General features: G+C 71.1%; 11 protein-coding genes. 10 read left to right on the top strand and 1 reads right to left on the bottom strand.

Translation table 11 applies throughout. The features are described 5' to 3' along the window. The first annotated feature begins 37 nt into the window (after window positions 1-37). On the top strand, window positions 38-406 hold the full coding sequence (locus tag B1H55_RS07525) for a DUF192 domain-containing protein (RefSeq protein WP_073451459.1): 369 nt from the start codon (window positions 38-40) through the stop codon (window positions 404-406). Here B1H55_RS07525 and B1H55_RS07520 read toward each other — a convergent pair. Continuing rightward, window positions 397-1,467, bottom strand: a complete 1,071-nt coding sequence (locus B1H55_RS07520; RefSeq protein ID WP_073451458.1) for a hypothetical protein — start codon at window positions 1,465-1,467, stop codon at window positions 397-399. The genes B1H55_RS07525 and B1H55_RS07520 overlap by 10 nt on opposite strands. Window positions 1,468-2,070: 603 nt before the next feature. On the opposite strand from B1H55_RS07520, the gene rpoB reads away from it, so the two are divergent. From rpoB to rpsG, 9 genes are all read left to right on the top strand, one after another. Continuing rightward, the gene (gene rpoB, locus B1H55_RS07515) at window positions 2,071-5,592 is read left to right on the top strand and encodes a DNA-directed RNA polymerase subunit beta (protein WP_073451457.1); all 3,522 of its coding nucleotides are present in this window, start codon (window positions 2,071-2,073) and stop codon (window positions 5,590-5,592) included. A gap of 19 nt (window positions 5,593-5,611) precedes the next feature. Continuing rightward, a complete protein-coding gene (locus tag B1H55_RS07510) occupies window positions 5,612-9,568 on the top strand; it encodes a DNA-directed RNA polymerase subunit beta' (protein ID WP_073451456.1) in 3,957 nt (1,318 codons plus the stop codon). Window positions 9,569-9,938: 370 nt separating this feature from the next. Beyond that, window positions 9,939-10,904, top strand: a complete 966-nt coding sequence (locus tag B1H55_RS07505) for an AAA family ATPase (protein WP_073451455.1) — start codon at window positions 9,939-9,941, stop codon at window positions 10,902-10,904. A 299-nt stretch (window positions 10,905-11,203) separates the two neighbouring features. After that, window positions 11,204-13,141: an FHA domain-containing protein gene (locus B1H55_RS07500; RefSeq protein ID WP_158083327.1), complete on the top strand. Its 1,938-nt coding sequence runs from the start codon at window positions 11,204-11,206 to the stop codon at window positions 13,139-13,141. A 1-nt stretch (window position 13,142) separates the two neighbouring features. Next, window positions 13,143-14,027: a PP2C family protein-serine/threonine phosphatase gene (locus B1H55_RS07495; protein ID WP_073451453.1), complete on the top strand. Its 885-nt coding sequence runs from the start codon at window positions 13,143-13,145 to the stop codon at window positions 14,025-14,027. Continuing rightward, window positions 14,024-15,874 carry an FHA domain-containing protein gene (locus tag B1H55_RS07490; RefSeq protein ID WP_073451452.1) on the top strand — a complete coding sequence of 617 codons (1,851 nt, stop codon included), beginning with the start codon at window positions 14,024-14,026 and terminating at the stop codon, window positions 15,872-15,874. The genes B1H55_RS07495 and B1H55_RS07490 overlap by 4 nt, the downstream gene beginning before the upstream one ends. Window positions 15,875-15,881: 7 nt before the next feature. Beyond that, window positions 15,882-16,781 (top strand): serine/threonine-protein kinase, encoded by a 900-nt coding sequence (locus tag B1H55_RS07485; RefSeq protein WP_073451451.1) that lies wholly within the window; start codon window positions 15,882-15,884, stop codon window positions 16,779-16,781. A gap of 499 nt (window positions 16,782-17,280) precedes the next feature. Further along, window positions 17,281-17,655, top strand: a complete 375-nt coding sequence (gene rpsL, locus B1H55_RS07480) for a 30S ribosomal protein S12 (protein WP_017177329.1) — start codon at window positions 17,281-17,283, stop codon at window positions 17,653-17,655. Then, window positions 17,655-18,125 carry a 30S ribosomal protein S7 gene (rpsG, locus tag B1H55_RS07475; RefSeq protein WP_006548368.1) on the top strand — a complete coding sequence of 157 codons (471 nt, stop codon included), beginning with the start codon at window positions 17,655-17,657 and terminating at the stop codon, window positions 18,123-18,125. The genes rpsL and rpsG overlap by 1 nt, the downstream gene beginning before the upstream one ends. Window positions 18,126-18,192 lie beyond the last annotated feature (67 nt).

Genomic DNA, 18,192 nt, shown 5'->3' with positions numbered 1-18,192 from the left:
TACTACTTCTTGGGCGTGGGCATGATCCTCTGGGCATGTGACCTCGGTCCGCGTGTGGACGGCTCGCACTCGGGCTGAGCGCAACAAGGGTCTTCTCGGCACCGACGGCATCGCCGGAGCCCTCTGGATCCCCCGCTGCAACTGGATCCACTGCTTCGGGATGAAGTACGCGCTCGACGTCCTCTACCTCTCCAGAACAGGGCGTGTCGTCGCCATGACCACCCACCGACCCGGGTGCATGGGCGCGCCCCGAGTCTCCGCCACCTCCGTCGTCGAGATGGAGGAAGGGCAGGCCAAGGCGCTCGGCATCCAGCGGGGCTCGGTCATCACAACCACAGAGATACCCACCGACAACAGCCTGCTCCCGGACGCTGTACCGGGCGCCGGGCGCCGACATCAGCGCTGAGGCGAACGCCGGGGATCGGGCGCGACGCGGCTCACCCCAGCCAAGGGCGGGGCGAGGGGGAAGGCGGCGTCGTCGGGGAGGGCGCGCAGCAGATCGGCGAGCAGGGCTCGGGGATCGCACAACTGCGCCGAGGCCGCCCGCACCAGGACCCGGCCGGCGTCGGCCGCGTCGCGCTCGCGCTGTCGCTCCCCGGAGATGGCGCCGGGAGCGGCGTACTTGCCCTCGCCGTCGTACTCCTCACCCAGGCGCAGTGCCGGCCACCCGAAGTCCGTGAAGTACGTCCGCCCCTCCACCACGAATGCCGCCTGCACCACGGGCACCGGCACGCCCTCCCTGAGGAGCAAGTAGCGCAGCCGGCTCTCGCCTGGCGACTCCGCGAAGGGGCTGAGCAACTCCAACATGCGCAGAGCCCGCCGTTTTCGCCGGCGTCGCCCGCACCTCTCCAGGATGGCGCGCACCTCGGTGCGCAGCGCCCGCAACCCCGCTGGATCCCGCTCGGGGGCGAAGCGATCCGGGCGCACCGCCACCCGCATGAGCGAGTCGCCGACGACGAAGGCCGCGAGCCCGTCGAGATCCAGGAGGCAGTCGGCGATCGTCCGGGGGATCGAGGTGACCCGCAGCCCATGGGCGACGACCACCTGCCCCGATTCGACCCTCATCCGGTGGCGCCGCACGCGCGCCTGGCGGCCGGGCCTCCCGCCGCGGGCGCTGCCCGGGCGCACCCGCCCGTCCACGTAGGTCACCCGGGGAAGCATGAGGGGACGGTTGCTGCCCGACGCCGAGCAGGTCGCGTGAACATCCGGCTCCCGTGCCACCATCCATGCGCCATGCAGGAGAGCGGCCGACTCATGAGTGAGAACGGTCTGCGCGGGCGAGTTGCGCACGACCGCGAGAACCCGCGCCAGGCTCACCTCCCGCATCTGCTCCCAGACGGTGGGCAGAGCGCGTGCCAGAAGGTGCTGGCCCCTGGAGAGCGGCACCGACCCCGGCAGAGGCGCCTCATGGCGGGTACTGGGGATGACCGTGGGGAGGGCGACCTCGAGGCCGAAGGCACTGGGCATGGGATCAGAATGACCGGTTGCGAGCGGAGCCGGGTGGGGCGCTGTGAAGAGCTGTGCGTGGCGTTGTGTGGCGCCGCTTGTGGTTCCCGGGCCGCAGCGGGGCGGGAAGGCGGGCCGCCAGGGCGAGCCCTGCCTGCCGTGAGAGTCCTCCTCTCGCAGCGACCACGTCGTCGAGAGCATCCCTGGGCCGTCTTGAGCAGCACTGGGCCGTTGAAAGCAACGCGGGGAGCGCTGCTCTCGACGGTCTGACGGTGCTCACAACGGTCAGGCGCTGCTCAAGACGGCCGAGCGGTGCGGCCCACCGGCGCCACCCACCCCGATCCCCGCCAGCGCGCGGAGAAGCCGCCCTCGCGGCGGGGCAGTATGCGTGACTGTGGCGGGAATCGCAAGATCGAGTCTTGTCCCGATGTGGAAGGTGCAAATCCCGCCGTGTACGCTAGCGCTTTGCGTCCAGTATGCGTGCTGTCCTCGATGGCCCTCTCGGACGGCGCGGTCGGGCCCTGCCACGAGTCTTGCCACGATCCGCGTCATCCTGGGGAAAACCGGTGTCAGCCACGCCGTCGGACGCGAGAGTGATCCCCGGACTGAGGGAAGGATCCCCACTTGGCTGCCTCGCGCACCTCTGCACCCACCGCCGCTGACATCGCCGCGCGCACCGCGTCACGGCGCATCAACTTCGCGAAGATCCCCGAGCCGATGCAGGCTCCCAACCTCCTCGCCCTGCAGACCGAGTCCTTCGACTGGCTCGTCGGCAACGAGAAGTGGCGCGCCCGCGTCGACGCCGCCAACGCCGCCCACCCCGGCTCGCTGCCCGAGACCTCGGGCCTGGAGGAGATCTTCGACGAGATCTCCCCGATCGAGGACTTCGGCGAGACCATGGCGCTGTCGTTCCACGACCACCGCTTCGAGGAGCCCAAGTACACGGCCGAGGAGTGCCAGGAGAAGGACCTCACCTACTCCGCCCCCCTGTACGTGGTGGCCGACTTCGAGAACTTCTCCACCGGCGAGATCAAGTCCCAGACCGTCTTCATGGGCGATTTCCCCCTCATGACGGACAAGGGCACCTTCATCGTCAACGGCTCCGAGCGCGTCGTCGTCTCCCAGCTCGTGCGCTCCCCGGGGGTCTACTTCGAGCGCACCACTGAGAAGACCACGGACAAGTACGTCTACAACGTCAAGTTCATCCCCTCGCGCGGCGCCTGGCTCGAGTTCGAGATCGACAAGTCGGACCGCGTGGCGGTGCGCATCGACCGCAAGCGCAAGCAGGACATCACCGTCTTCCTCCTCGCCCTGGGCATGGATGAGGCGGAGATCCGCAAGGAGTTCGCCGACTACCCGGCCCTGACCATCGCCCTGGACGAGGATCGCAAGATCACCAACCAGGACGAGGCACTGCTGGACATCTACAAGAAGATCCGCCCGGGCGAGCCGCCGAGCGTCGAGGCCGGCCGCACCCTCATCGAGAACTTCTACTTCAACCCCAAGCGCTACGACCTGGCCAAGGTCGGCCGCTACAAGATCAACAAGAAGCTGGGCCTGGACGCGGACCTGACCGACTCGGTGCTGCGCATCGAGGACATCACCGCCGCGATCAAGTACCTGCTCGCCCTGCACGCCGGCGCCGAGACGATCGAGGGCCTGCGCGGCGGGGAGATCGTGGACATGCCGGTGGAGTACGACGACATCGACCACCTCGGCAACCGCCGCATCCGTGCCGTCGGCGAGCTCATCCAGGCGCAGGTGCGCACCGGCATGAGCCGCATGGAGCGCCAGGTGCGCGAGCGCATGACCACCCAGGACGTCGAGGCCATCACGCCGAACACCCTCATCAACATCCGGCCCGTCACGGCCGCGATCAAGGAGTTCTTCGGCACCTCCCAGCTGTCCCAGTTCATGGACCAGAACAACCCGCTGGCGGGTATGACGCACAAGCGCCGCCTGTCCGCCCTCGGCCCCGGCGGCCTGTCCCGCGAGCGCGCCTCCATGGAGGTCCGCGACGTCCACACCTCCCACTACGGGCGCATGTGCCCCATCGAGTCCCCCGAGGGCCCGAACATCGGTCTCATCGGCTCCCTGGCTACCTTCGCGCGCATCAACCCCTTCGGCTTCATCGAGACCCCGTACCGCGTGGTCAAGAACGGCCTGGTCACAGACGAGACCCACTACCTGACCGCCGACGACGAGGACCGCCACGTCATCGCCCAGGCCAACGTGGAGCTCACGGCGGAGGGCCGCTTCGCCGAGGACCACGTCCTGTGCCGCGTCACCGGCGGCGAGCCCGCCCTGGTCCCCGCGGACCAGGTGGACCTCATGGACATCTCCGCGCGTCAGATGGTCTCCGTGGGCACCTCGCTCATCCCCTTCCTGGAGCACGACGACGCCAACCGGGCCCTCATGGGCGCCAACATGCAGCGCCAGGCCGTGCCGCTCATCCGCCCCGACGCCCCCCTCGTGGGCACGGGCATGGAGCGCCGCACCGCCGTCGACGCCGGGGACGTCCTCGTCGCCTCCAAGGCCGGCGTCGTCACCGAGGTCTGCGCCGACTTCGTGCGCGTGGCCAACGACGACGGCTCCGAGACGGTCTACAAGGTCGCCAAGTTCCTGCGCTCCAACCAGGGCAACTGCTACAACCAGCGCGTTGTGGCCTCCGAGGGCGAGCGCGTGGAGGAGGGCACCGTCCTGGCCGACGGCCCCGCCACCGCCGAGGGCGACCTCGCCCTGGGCCAGAACCTCCTCGTGGCCTTCATGACCTGGGAGGGCCTCAACTTCGAGGACGCCATCATCCTGTCCCAGCGGGTCGTCTCCGAGGACATCCTGACCTCCATCCACATCGAGGAGCACGAGGTCGATGCCCGCGACACCAAGCTGGGCGCCGAGGAGATCACCCGGGACATCCCCAACGTCTCCGAGGAGACCCTGGCCAACCTCGATGAGCGCGGCATCATCCGCATCGGCGCCGAGGTCCGCAGCGGTGACATCCTCGTCGGCAAGGTGACCCCCAAGGGGGAGACCGAGCTGACCAGCGAGGAGCGCCTCCTGCGCGCCATCTTCGGCGAGAAGGCCCGCGAGGTGCGCGACACCTCCCTGCGCGTCCCCCACGGCGAGTACGGCATCGTCACCGGCGTGCGCGAGTTCGACGCCGCCAGCGAGGACGCCGAGCTGCCCGCCGGCGTCAACCGCATGGTGCGCGTCTACATCGCCCAGCGCCGCAAGATCACCGTGGGCGACAAGCTCTCCGGCCGCCACGGCAACAAGGGCGTCATCTCCAAGATCCTCCCCGTGGAGGACATGCCCTTCCTCGCCGACGGCACCCCCGTGGACGTCATCCTCAACCCCCTGGGCGTGCCCAGCCGCATGAACATCGGCCAGGTCCTCGAGCTCCACCTGGGCTGGGTGGCCTCTCGCGGATGGGACGCCACGGCGGCCCGCGAGGCGGGTGAGGAGTGGGCCCTGCGCCTGCCGGACAACGGCGTGACCGCCGAGCCGCGCACTCCTGTGGCCACCCCGGTCTTCGACGGCGTGCGCGACGACGAGCTCATGGGACTGCTGGACTCCACGATCCCGGGCGCCGACGGCAAGCAGCTCGTGGCCCCCAACGGCAAGGCCCGGCTCTTCGACGGCCGCTCCGGCGAGCCCTTCCCGTACCCGGTCTCGGTCGGATACATGTACATCCTCAAGCTCCACCACCTCGTGGATGACAAGATCCACGCCCGCTCCACGGGGCCGTACTCGATGATCACGCAGCAGCCGCTGGGCGGTAAGGCCCAGTTCGGCGGCCAGCGCTTCGGCGAGATGGAGGTGTGGGCCATGGAGGCGTACGGCGCCGCCCACGCCCTCCAGGAGCTGCTCACCGTCAAGTCCGACGACGTCGCGGGTCGGGTCAAGGTCTACGAGGCCATCGTCAAGGGCGAGGACATCCCCGAGCCCGGCATCCCCGAGTCCTTCAAGGTGCTCATGAAGGAGATGCAGTCCCTGTGCCTGAACGTCGAGGCACTGGACGCCGAGGGCAACGTCATCGGCCTGGACGACACCGACGACGACGGCCGCCGCGCCTCCGAGGAGCTCGGCTTCGACCTGGGCCGCCGCCCGGGCGGGGCCATGGCCTCCACCATCGACGAGATCTGACCCATCGGAAGTAGGAACTGTGCTCGACGCCAACGTCTTCGATCGCATCCAGCTCGGACTGGCCACCGCGGAGGACATCAAGTCCTGGTCGCACGGTGAGGTCAAGAAGCCCGAGACCATCAACTACCGCACGCTCAAGCCGGAGAAGGACGGCCTTTTCGGCGAGCAGATCTTCGGCCCCACCCGCGACTGGGAGTGCGCCTGCGGCAAGTACAAGCGCGTGCGCTACAAGGGCATCATCTGCGAGCGCTGCGGCGTGGAGGTCACCCGCTCCAAGGTGCGCCGCGAGCGGATGGCCCACATCAAGCTGGCCGCCCCCGTCACCCACATCTGGTACTTCAAGGGCGTGCCCTCGCGCCTGGGGTACCTGCTCAACCTCGCCCCCAAGGACCTGGAGAAGGTCATCTACTTCGCGGCCTACATGGTCACCGAGGTCGATGAGGAGGGGCGCCACGACGACCTGCCCTCGCTGCGCTCCGAGTTCGAGGTGAAGAAGAAGCACGTCGAGCAGGCCGGTGAGGCCGACATCGAGGCCCGCCAGCGCCGCCTGGAGGAGGACCTGGCCGCCGCCGAGGCGGAGGGCGCCGAGGCCTCCCAGCGCGACAAGCTCCGCAAGACCGCCGAGCGCGAGATGGGCGCCATGCGCCGCAAGAACCAGCGCACCCTGGAGCACATGGACAAGGTCTGGGACCGCTTCGTGGGCCTCAAGGTCGGCGACCTCGAGGGCGACGAGGTCCTCTACCGCGACATGCAGGCGGACTACGGCATCTACTTCAAGGGCGCCATGGGAGCCCAGGCGATCCAGGACCGCCTGCGCGGCTTCGACCTGGAGGCCGAGGCGCAGGCCCTGACCGAGGTCGTGGCCTCCGGTGCCGGACAGCGCAAGACCCGCGCCATCAAGCGCCTCAAGGTCATCAACGCCTTCCGCATGACCGGCACCAAGCCGGAGTCGATGGTCCTGGACAACATCCCGGTCATCCCGCCGGACCTGCGCCCCATGGTGCAGCTCGACGGCGGCCGCTTCGCCACCTCCGACCTCAACGACCTCTACCGCCGCGTCATCAACCGCAACAACCGCCTCAAGCGGCTCATCGACCTGGGCGCCCCGACGATCATCGTCAACAACGAGAAGCGCATGCTCCAGGACGCCGTCGACGCCCTCTTCGACAACGGCCGCCGCGGCCGTCCCGTCTCAGGCGTCGGCAACCGCCCGCTGAAGTCCCTGTCCGACATGCTCAAGGGCAAGCAGGGCCGCTTCCGCCAGAACCTCCTGGGCAAGCGCGTGGACTACTCCGGCCGCTCCGTGATCGTCGTCGGCCCCCAGCTCAAGCTGCACCAGTGCGGCCTGCCCAGCCAGATGGCCCTGGAGCTGTTCAAGCCCTTCGTCATGAAGCGGCTCGTCGAGCTCAAGGAGGCCCAGAACGTCAAGGCCGCCAAGCGGATGGTGGAGCGCGCCAACCCCAAGGTCTGGGATGTGCTGGCCGAGGTCATCCGCGAGCACCCCGTGCTGCTCAACCGCGCCCCCACCCTCCACCGCCTGGGCATCCAGGCCTTCGAGCCCCAGCTCATCGAGGGCAAGGCCATCCAGCTGCACCCGCTCGTGTGCGGTGCCTTCAACGCGGACTTCGACGGCGACCAGATGGCGGTCCACCTGCCGCTGGGCGCTGAGGCCTCCGCCGAGGCCCGCATTCTCATGCTCTCGTCGAACAACATCCTCAAGCCCTCCGACGGGCGCCCGGTGACCATGCCCAGCCAGGACATGATCATCGGCACCTACTACCTCACGCAGGAGCCGGACCCGGCCGTCGAGGTCGCCAGGGACGCGGACGGCGAGGAGATCGTCCCGGCCTTCTCCTCCTTCGCGGAGGCGGTCATGGCGCACGACTTCGGCAAGCTCGACGTCAACGCCACCTGCGACATCCGCTTCACCGAGGGGATCGTCGCCCCCGAGGGCTGGCAGGCCCCCGAGGGTTGGAGCGAGGGCGACCCGATCACCCTGCGCACCTCCCTGGGGCGGGCCCTGTTCAACACGGCGCTGCCCGAGGCCTTCCCCTACGTCAACTACACGGTGGACAAGAAGGCCCTGGGCAACATCGTCAACACCCTCGCCGAGTCCTTCCCGCGCGTGGACGTGGCCGCCTCCCTCGACATGCTCAAGTCGAACGGCTTCTACTGGTCCACCTGGTCCGGCATCACGGTCGCCTTCGCCGACGTCGTCTCCCCGGAGTCCAAGGCGGAGATCCTCGCCCGCCACGAGGCCGAGGCCGCCCAGATCGAGGAGCAGTTCGACCTCGGCGCGCTGACCGAGGAGGACCGCTACTCCTCGCTCATCGACATCTGGACCAAGGCCACCGCCGAGGTCGCCGAGGCCATGCGCGAGAACTTCCCGCACCGCAACACCGTCTACCAGATGGTGGTCTCCGGGGCGCGGGGCAACTGGGACCAGATCCGCCAGCTCGCCGGAATGCGCGGCCTGGTGGCGGACCCGAAGCAGCGCCTCATCGACCGCCCCATCAAGTCGAACTACCGTGAGGGCCTGAGCGTCCTGGAGTACTTCATCGCCACGCACGGCGCCCGCAAGGGCCTGGCGGACACCGCCCTGCGGACCGCCGACTCCGGCTACCTCACCCGTCGGCTCGTCGACGTCTCCCAGGACGTCATCGTGCGCGAGGACGACTGCGGCACCCGCAAGGGCCTCACCAAGCGCCTCTTCACCTGGAAGGACGCCGACGGCGAGCGCTTCAAGGACGTCTCGGAGATCCTCGACACCACGGTCATCGGCACCACCGCCGCCCGCGACGTCGTCGATGCCGAGGGCAACGTCATCATCCCCGCCGGCGCCGACATCGGCACCGCCGAGGCCAACGCCGCGATCGACGCCGGGATCGAGGAGATCACGGTCCGCTCCGTGCTGACCTGCGACTCCGCCGTCGGCACCTGCGCGGCCTGCTACGGCCGCTCCCTGGCCACCGGCAAGCGCGTGGACATCGGCGAGGCCGTGGGCATCATCGCCGCCCAGTCCATCGGCGAGCCCGGCACGCAGCTGACGATGCGCACCTTCCACACCGGTGGCGCGGCCGGCGCCGCGGACATCACACAGGGCCTTCCCCGCGTGCAGGAGCTCTTCGAGGCGCGCACGCCCAAGGGCGAGGCCGTCGTGGCCGAGGCCGCCGGCACGCTGGCCATCGAGCAGGACGCCGACGGCAAGCGCCTGGTCATCAAGCGCGACGACGGCGAGGAGGACCTCGTGGTCCCCGTCTCCTCGCGCCGCCGCCTCCTGGTGGCCGACGGTCAGCACCTCGAGCCCGGTCAGGCCCTCACCGAGGGCCCGGTGGACCCCAAGAAGATCCTGCGCCTGCGCAGCGTCGGCGACACCCAGCGCCACCTCGTGGACGAGGTCCAGGAGGTCTACCGCTCCCAGGGCGTGGACATCCACTCCAAGCACATCGAGGTCATCGTGCGCCAGATGCTGCGCCGCGTGACCGTGCTCGACCCGGGTGACACCACGCTGCTGCAGGGCGACCTGGTCGACGTCATGACCTACCGCTCGGAGAACCGCCGCGTGGTGGCCGAGGGCGGCAAGACCGCCTCCGGGCGCACCGAGCTCATGGGCATCACGAAGGCCTCCCTGGCCACCGACTCCTGGCTGAGCGCCGCCTCCTTCCAGGAGACCACCCGCGTGCTCACCGAGGCCGCCATGAACGGCAAGTCGGATCCGCTGGTGGGCCTGAAGGAGAACGTCATCCTGGGCAAGCTCATCCCCGCCGGCACGGGCCTGACCCGCTACTCGGACATCGAGGTGGAGCCCACCGAGGAGACGAAGGCGGAGGTCTTCTCCCGCACCGGCTTCTCCGAGGACATGTTCGGCGTCGGGGAGAGCGTCGCGCTGGACGACTTCTCCTTCGGCGGCGACTTCCGCGCGGACTTCTCCGACGACTTCCGCACGGGCTTCAACAGTCAGGACGTGGAGTTCTGATCGGCACGGGGCGGGGCGCACGGCACCGGGCTCGCTGAGCCGGGGGCCGCGCCCCGCCCCGGAGCGTGACGATGGCCGTGGGCCGGACCCTCAATGGGGCCGGCCCGCGGCCATCAGTGATTGCGGCGCCTCACCTGCGCATTCATCATTGAGTCCAATTCGAGGCCTGGCGAGGCGGCGCCTGCCCCGGTCGGCGCCCACGAGTGTGCGAGAATCCGTGGCGAACGGAGGCATCCCGTGACAGGCCGGTCCGCACATCCCTGAACAGGCGGGCCTGGCGCGCGGGGCGCCTCGGGAGTGGGCCCGAGCTCCAATGGAGCCCTCCCGTCCCTAGCCTCCTCTCGTACGTGACCCGAACAGGAAACCAGCCATGCCCATCACCCAGGAGAACGCGACCTGGTTCGCCGACACCTTCGGCAAGATGGTCGACAACGTCGGCCAGGCCCTCCTGGGCAAGGAGGATGTCATCCGCCTCGCCCTGACCACGATGCTCTCCGAGGGGCACCTCCTCCTGGAGGACGCCCCGGGAACCGGCAAGACGGCCTTGGCCCGCGCCATCGCGGCCACCGTCCAGGGCACGCACTCGCGCATCCAGTTCACCCCCGACCTCCTGCCCAGCGACATCACGGGCGTGACCGTCTACGACCAGAAGACCGGCTCCTGGGACTTCCACCCCGGCCCCGTCTTCTCCTCGATCGTCCTGGCCGATGAGATCAACCGCGCCTCGCCCAAGACGCAGTCCGCCCTCCTGGAGGTCATGGAGGAGTCGCATGTGACGGTCGACGGCGTCCGCCACGACGCGGGCCGCCCCTTCATGGTCATCGCCACGCAGAACCCCGTGGAGCAGGCGGGCACCTACCGGCTCCCGGAGGCCCAGCTCGACCGCTTCCTCATGAAGACCTCCGTGGGGTACCCGGACCGCTCCGCCCTCACCCAGGTGCTCGCGGGCTCGGCCCGGCCCGACCGCTCCCAGGCGATCTCCGCGGTCATCTCCTCCTCCGCCGTCGCCTCCATGTCCGACCTGGCCTCGGAGAACCACGTGGAGTCCGCCGTCCTGGACTACATCGGCGCGCTCATCGAGGCCACGCGGGAGAACCCCTCCACCCGGCTCGGCGTGTCCACTCGCGGCGCGATCGCCATGACGCGCGCGATCCGCGTGTGGGCCGCCTCCCAGGGACGGGCCTACGTCCTGCCCGACGACGTCAAGGCCCTCGCGGAGGTCGTGTGGGCGCACCGCCTCGTCATGGATCCCGACGCCGAGTTCGCCGGGGCCACGGCCACGCAGGTCATCACGGCCGCCGTGGAGAAAGTCCCGGCTCCCACCGCCCGTATGTGACGACGCGGCGCTGTCGCACCGTGACGCTCTGAGGGGCCGCCTCCGCCCTCCTCATGGTTCAGGAGCCGCCCGGAGGGCGAGATATCCCACGTCTGCGGACGGGCTCATCCCTTCGTGGGGGGAGCGCGAGCGGTCAGTCCTCGCTACGCTCGGATCACGGATCGGTGAAGACTCCCGTCATCCATCCAGGACGACGGCGGTGCGCCGCATCCGATTCCGGGCCTGTCAAGGCGCGGAAGGCTCTGCAATCTGCGCTCCGAGCCACTGGCCGGGCGGCGCCGATCAGGATGGACGTGACTATGACCCTCTCCAGCACCAGCGGTACCAGGCTGCTCCCGCCGCATCTCGCAAGCGCGCCGCCGGCGCGCCTGTCAGCGAGATTCATCGCCCTGCTGCTCGACAACATCCTCGTGGGACTGCTCGGCCTCGTCGTGGGCGCGGCCGTCGGGGCCGGCATCATGGCCGCCGACGCGACCGGCGGAGTGATCGGGGGCCTGGTCGGCGGGCTCCTCCTCCTGTGGGCGCTCATCAAGTACTGGCTCATCGCGCTGATGAGGAAGGGCGCCACGCCCGGCATGCGCATCGCCGGCGTGACCTGGGTCCGCTGGTCCTACCCCGACTACCCCGGCTGGCAGGGCCCGATCAAGAAGATCATCCAAGGCCTCATCTGCGGCACCGGGGTGGGGCTCATCATCGTCTACGGCTTCACCCGCGACGAGTACAACCGCTTCTGGTTCGACCGGGTCACTGACATCTACGCCACCGACGCCAAGAATGCCTCCCTGCCCTGGGGCAAGGAGCCCATCGCGGTGGCGCCCGCCTACAACGAGGCCGGATCGCCCCCGGCCATGATGGGCGGCGCTCCGGTGAGCGGCGCCACTGGCGCCGAGTCCTCGACCGGCGACTGGCAGCTCCGTCCCGAGGAGGCCCCGCGCGGTGAGGCCCCCGGCCCCGGGATCCCGGCACCCCAGGCCCCCTGGCAGCAGGCCGGGCAGCCGGGGCAGGACCCCCAGCTCTCCCACGCAGCCCCCGCCGCTGAGGCGGGCCCGTCCTTCGCACCGGCCCCGGACGCCGCCGAGATGCTCGCCCCCCTCCAGGCGCAGACCGCGTACATCGATCAGGAATCGGCCCGCGCCGCCTTCGAGGGCGGACCGGGCCAGGCCGAGGGCACCTCCGCCGACTCCCCCCGGGGGGCCCACGCCGTCCCGGAACCGCCCCAGGCCGCCTGGGCCCCGCAGGCGCCCTCCGCACCGGCCGCCCCCTCCGGCGCTGGGGCGTCGGGGCAGTGGTCATCGCCCGAGCCGCAGGCGTCGGCGCCCACCGGGACCGGCTGGCTCTCCGCGCTGCACTCCGCTCAGCCGCAGGCGCCTCGGACCGGTCCCGAGGGCATCCCGGCCTCGGGCGCTTGGCCCGGCGGCTGGGACCAGGCGCCCTCCGCCCCTGAAGCGGGACAGCCGTACCAGCAGCCCGGCCACCAGCAGGGGGTCCAGCCCTCCGCGCAGTCGTACCAGCAGCCCTACCAGCCGGGCCCGGCCGAGCAGGCCCAGCCGGGATACGCCCACGCGGACCAGCTCGCGCAGGCCTATCAGACCGGCCAGCAGCCCCCTCAGGCCGTGCAACCCCCTCAGCAGCCCTACTGGACGGGGGCGGCGGAGCCCGCGCAGCCCTACCAGCAGCCCGGCCACCCGCAGCAGCCGACTGACCTCTACCAGTCGCCGTTCCCGCAGGCGCAGCCGGGTCTGCCCGCGCAGGGGGCCGAGCCCGCCGGGGCGGCGCCGTTCCAGGCTCCTCAGGCCGGCGCCCCGATGCCCCAGGCTCCGAGCGCCGGCGCCTACGAGGCCCAGGCCGCCGGCGCCGCGGCCACCGTCGTCTTCGACCGCTCCTCAGCGCAGCAGGCCGGGATCGGCGCGCCGTCGCTCCGCCTCGCCCTCGACACCGGCCAGGTGGTGCAGCTCAGCGGGACCTCCCTCATCGGCCGCGCCCCCGTGGCCGCGGGCGCCTGGGCCCAGGCCCAGCCCGTGCCCGTGGACGACCCGGCCTTCTCCATCTCCAAGACGCACGCCGTCATCACCTACGACGGCGGTCGCCTCATCATCCAGGACCTCCAGTCCACCAACGGGACGGTCGTCGTCGAGCCCAACGGCGCGGCCACCCAGGTCCTGCCCGGCATGATGGTCCCCGTGCCCGTCGGCTCCACGATCCGCCTGGGCGAGCGCACGGCACGAGTGGAAGCCTGAGATGACGCGAGCAGGCGGCTCCGGGGCGGGCGCCGGCGCGATCGTCCTGGACCATGGCGCCGCCTCCGATATCGGCCTGACCCGCAGCCACAACGAGGACGCCTACCTCGCCGCCCCGCCCGTCTTCCTCGTCGCCGACGGAATGGGCGGCCACGAGGCCGGGGACGTCGCCTCCAGGACCGCCCTGGCGGCCTTCGCCCCGCATATCGGCGCCCCGGAGATCACCGGCGACGCCCTCGTGGAGTGCCTGGGCCGCGCCGCGCGGGACGTCGACGCCCTGGGCGCCGACCGGGACCCCCTCATGGGTCTTCCGGGCTGCACCCTGAGCGGCGTCGTCGTCACGAGCATCGATGGGCGCCCCTGCCTGCGGGTGCTCAATATCGGTGACTCGCGGACCTATCGCATGACGCCCGACGGCGTCGAGCAGATCACGGTGGACCACTCGGAGATCCAGGAGCTCATGTCCTCGGGCCGGCTCACCGCGGGCGAGGCGCAGGCCTCCCCGCGCCGCCACGTCATCACTCGCGCGCTGGGGGCGGGCATCGGCCCCGTGGCCCTCGCCGACCACTTCCTCATCCCCGCGCGGACCGGGGACCGCCTCATCGTGTGCACCGATGGCGTCAGTGGTGAGATTGACGACGATTCCCTTGCAGAGGTCATTCACCGAGGCCAGGGGCCCCAGGAGACGGCGGATGCGCTGATCGCCACTGCCCTGGGGGCTGGTGGCAGGGACAATGCGACAGTTATTGTCATCGATGTTACCCACGCTCCGTCCGCTGTGCCGGGCACCGCGCCGGACGTGGACCGTACGACGATCCCGTCGACGAAGCACGACACGCTGCCCCGAACGCGAGAGCAGCACAGCAACAAGGAGAATCCCTCATGAGGCACGCGCAGAGCATCCCTGGCCATGCCGCCGCCCTCCATATCCCTGGACTGACCCGCACCGCCATCTGCGATCGAGGTCTCGCGGCCGTCGCCTCCGCCCCCGGCGGTCAGGCCTCCATCGAGGACGTCCCCCGGCTCTGGGCCTCGATGCTCGACGGCGCGCCCCTCATCGATCTCCTTCACGGGCTCATGGACACCCACGGCGGGAGCGTCTTCGACCTGCCCGAGTTCGTCGTCGCCGTGGTGGAGGACGGTGAGCTGACCGCGGCCGTGCGCGGCAGCCTCAAGCTCATCGTCGACACCGACGAGGGCATGCGCACGATCACCGCCCCCGAGGTCCTCGCCTGGGAGGAGGTCCGCCTCCACGGGGTGCGCGGCATCGGGCTGGAGCTCACCGACTCCGTCAACACCGCCACCGCCCCGCTGCCGGTCGCCTCCGGCGTCGTCGCGGCCTCCTCCGTGGCCCTGGGCTCGCTGGCCGAGAGCTCCCGCAAGTCATCCAGCTCGGAGACACCGTCCTCCGACGACGAGGAGGCTGGACCAGCGGGTTCCGCTGGTACCACTCACTCCTCTGACTCCTCCGCCGACTCCGCTGCCGCCGAGTCCGCCGTTACCGCCTCCGCCGGTGCTGAGGGCCCCCAGGGTCGCAGCCGCTCCGGGCGCCGGGCCGCCGCCCAGCCCCCGATCGCCTCCGCCGTCGCCGGCGAGCCCTCGCAGGCCGACCTCGCCGAGATCGACGCGATCGTGGGGATCCCCCAGAAGACCGCGACCACCGGCCCCATCCCGGTGAGGGACGGCGTCGCCGGCGCCGCCTCCGACGCCCCCGTGGGCGCCGTGGACGAGAGGGCCGCCGGTCCGCTCGGCGCGGATCAACAGCCCTCCCTGCTGGAGGCGCCCTCCGCGAAGTCGCCGGTGCTCTCCGCCACGGGTGCGCCCGAGGACGCCGTCATCAGCCGTTGGCAGGCCGAGCGCCGCCCGGGCATCGACAGCGGGACGGGCGACGATGCCGCTCAGGTGCAGCCCGACGGCGACGAGCCGATCGTCGCCGTCGAGCCCATCGGAGCCGACGACGTCCCCGCCGTCAACGACCTGTCCGAGCTCACCCGCGCCGCGAAGAGGCTCGAGGCCTACGCGGAGGCCGAGATCGCCGCCACCGCCGAGCCCGCACAGGTCCTGCCGATGCCCGCCCGCTCGGGTGGCGCGGCGGATGCGGCGGAGTCGGGAGTCGGCGAGAGGGCCGCTGAGGCCTGGTCGCATGACGGGCAGACCCTGACCGGCATGCCCGCGGCGACGCCGTCGGGCGAGGAGGGGCCCACCGCCGAGCGCTCGTCCCAGGCGGTCGGCGCCGTTGCGGACTCCTCGTCCGACGAGGACGGGTCCGCCCCGGAGAACGCGGTGAAGGTCCTCGCGGCCTTCTGCGCCGAGGGACACCCGAACCCGATCCATGCCCCCCACTGCCGAGTGTGCGGCGGGGCGCTGACCAGCCGCACCGGGCATGTCAACCGGCCCGTGCTCGGCACGCTGCACTCCTCCGACGGCACCACTCTGCCCATCGACGGCGACATCATCATCGGGCGCGTGCCCAAGTCGGACACCCCCGAGGGTGAGCCGCAGCCGCGCCTCATGGCGGTCATCAGCCCCTCCAAGGCGATCTCCAAGTCGCATTGCGCGGTCAGGCTGGACGACTGGGATCTGAGCGTCGAGGACCTGGGCTCCACGAACGGCACGATCCTCATGCGCCCCTCCGAGCCCCCGCGCCGCCTCACCCAGCACCAGAGGGCACTGCTGCGCACGGGTGACGTCATCGACTTGGGCGACGGCGTCTCGGTCCTCGTCGAGGCCTGAGACGGTCATGGGCGCGGCGCGCGGGCGCGCCCCCGTCGACGCGCCGCGCATCCCCGGCATGGAGCCCCTGCGACCCCTGGGTCGCGGGGGCTTCGCCGATGTCATCCTGTGCCGCTGGGACGGGGGGCATGGGCGTGACGCCCTCGTGGCCGTGAAGGCCCTGCGCCCGGAGGCGCCTGCGCGCCAGGCCCTCGCGTTCCGGCGTGAGATCGAGATCCTGGCCGCTCTGTCCGGCCGTCCGGGCCTGCCCGCGGTTCTCGGCTCGGGCGTCGCGGCCGATGGGAGGGACTGGCTCGCCCTGGCGCACTGCCCACCGCCGAGCGTCGTCGATCTCCTCGCGGGCGGGCCGCTGCCGGTGGGGCGCGCCCTGGAGATCGGGATGCGCGTGGCCGGGGCCGCCGGGGCGATCCACGGCGCGGGATTCGCCCACCGCGACATCAAGCCCGCGAACATCCTCCTCGACGCCTCGGGGGCGGCGGTGCTCATCGACCCCGGCATCGCCGCACCGTTGGGCGCGCCGGGCGGGGGAGCGGAGGTGGGCGGCTCCTCCCCGCTGTGGGCACCGCCCGAGCAGCAGCTCAGCGAGGGGCCCCTGGGGGCGGCGGTCGACGTCTACGCGCTCGGCGCCACCCTCTACACCCTCCTGGCGGGCCGCTCGCCGCATGAGGCCCCCGGTGGGCCGCCAACGGGAGGGGATCAGCTCACCGTGCTCAACCGCGTGATACATGATCCCCGCCCGCCGATCGGCCGCGATGACGTGCCCGAGAGCCTCGAGGCGGTCCTCTCCCGCGCCCTGTCCCTCGACCCCGCCGAGCGCCACCCCAGCATGTCGGCCCTAGCCGGAGACCTCCGCCCCCTCACCGCCGAGACCGGTCGAAAACGCCACCGAGACCGGTCGAAGTGGTGATCGAGACCGGTTCGCCGTCCACAGGCCCTGCTCCTCTCTCGCGGGGCGGGGAGAGCCTGTGGGGAACCGACCGGTTTCGATCGCGATATCGACCGGTCTCGATCGGGCGGATTCTGGGGAGAGCAGGCGGCGACGGCGCAGGGGAGGCGCGGGGAGGCGTGGCGAGGATCATGGCCGGAGCGCGGCCGCCGGCCTGGCCCCTGGCGGCGCCGCGAGGGTAGTCTCGCCACCGGTGCCCGCATGCGGGCTCCGATCTCCATTCCGTTCCCAGCGGGGGCGCGGCGCGAATCGCGACCTCCCCTCGCCACGCGGGTCTGCTGCGGCGGGAACCGACGGGTCCTCCTCGTGCCACTGCGGCCGGAGGGCTCCGGGCGTCCGAGGGCCGTGCCCCGGGCGGGCCGGCCTCGCCAGTTGGCGGTGCGCGTCGTCGCGGACCGGGGGAGCGGGGCCGGTGAGGGCAGCAGCACTGTCAGCATGCACTCAAGATGGAGAATCCGTAGTGCCTACGATTCAGCAGCTGGTCCGCAAGGGCCGCTCGACCAAGCGCTCCGCGTCCAAGACGCCCGCGCTGAAGGCCAGCCCACAGCGTCGTGGCGTGTGCACCCGCGTGTACACCACGACCCCCAAGAAGCCGAACTCCGCCCTCCGGAAGGTCGCCCGTGTGCGCCTGTCCTCCGGCATCGAGGTCACGGCCTACATCCCCGGCGAGGGGCACAACCTCCAGGAGCACTCGATCGTGCTCGTCCGCGGTGGTCGTGTGAAGGACCTTCCCGGTGTCCGCTACCACATCGTGCGCGGCGCTCTCGACACCCAGGGTGTCAAGAACCGTCAGCAGGCACGCTCCAAGTACGGCGCCAAGAAGGAGAAGAAGTAATGCCTCGTAAGGGCCCCGCCCCGAAGCGCCCGCTCGTCGTCGACCCCGTCTACGGCTCCCCGGTCGTCACCCAGCTCGTCAACCGCGTCCTGCTCGACGGCAAGAAGTCGACGGCGGAGCGCATCGTCTACGGCGCCCTGGAGGGCGTCCGCGCCAAGACCGACCAGGACCCCGTCTCCGTGCTCAAGCGCGCGCTGGACAACATCCGCCCCGCTCTCGAGGTCCGCTCCCGCCGCGTCGGCGGCGCGACCTACCAGGTCCCGGTCGAGGTGCGCCCCAACCGCGCCACCACGCTGGCCCTGCGCTGGCTGGTCGACTTCTCCCGGCAGCGCCGCGAGAACACCATGACCGAGCGCCTCATGAACGAGATCCTCGACGCCTCCAACGGCCTCGGCGCCGCGGTCAAGCGCCGCGAGGACATGCACCGCATGGCCGAGTCCAACAAGGCCTTCGCGCACTACCGCTGGTAAAGCCCATCGTCGGCCGGGGCGGTGCCCGACGGCGCCCGCCCGCCGCTCGCGGGTCCGGCCCGGCAGG

Origin of the sequence: Actinomyces denticolens (assembly GCF_002072185.1) — a bacterium.
Taxonomy (GTDB): Bacteria; Actinomycetota; Actinomycetes; order Actinomycetales; family Actinomycetaceae; genus Actinomyces; species Actinomyces denticolens.
This window is presented reverse-complemented; position numbering and strand designations above follow the sequence as displayed.

What these genes read in the sequence shown, in the direction of transcription:
- B1H55_RS07520 (WP_073451458.1), bottom strand. Translation starts at nt 1,467, where the DNA reads ATGCCCAGTGCCTTCGGCCTCGAGGTCGCCCTCCCCACGGTCATCCCC.
- B1H55_RS07505 (WP_073451455.1), top strand. Translation starts at nt 9,939, where the DNA reads ATGCCCATCACCCAGGAGAACGCGACCTGGTTCGCCGACACCTTCGGC.
- B1H55_RS07500 (WP_158083327.1), top strand. Translation starts at nt 11,204, where the DNA reads ATGACCCTCTCCAGCACCAGCGGTACCAGGCTGCTCCCGCCGCATCTC.
- B1H55_RS07495 (WP_073451453.1), top strand. Translation starts at nt 13,143, where the DNA reads ATGACGCGAGCAGGCGGCTCCGGGGCGGGCGCCGGCGCGATCGTCCTG.
- B1H55_RS07490 (WP_073451452.1), top strand. Translation starts at nt 14,024, where the DNA reads ATGAGGCACGCGCAGAGCATCCCTGGCCATGCCGCCGCCCTCCATATC.
- B1H55_RS07485 (WP_073451451.1), top strand. Translation starts at nt 15,882, where the DNA reads ATGGGCGCGGCGCGCGGGCGCGCCCCCGTCGACGCGCCGCGCATCCCC.
- rpsG (WP_006548368.1), top strand. Translation starts at nt 17,655, where the DNA reads ATGCCTCGTAAGGGCCCCGCCCCGAAGCGCCCGCTCGTCGTCGACCCC.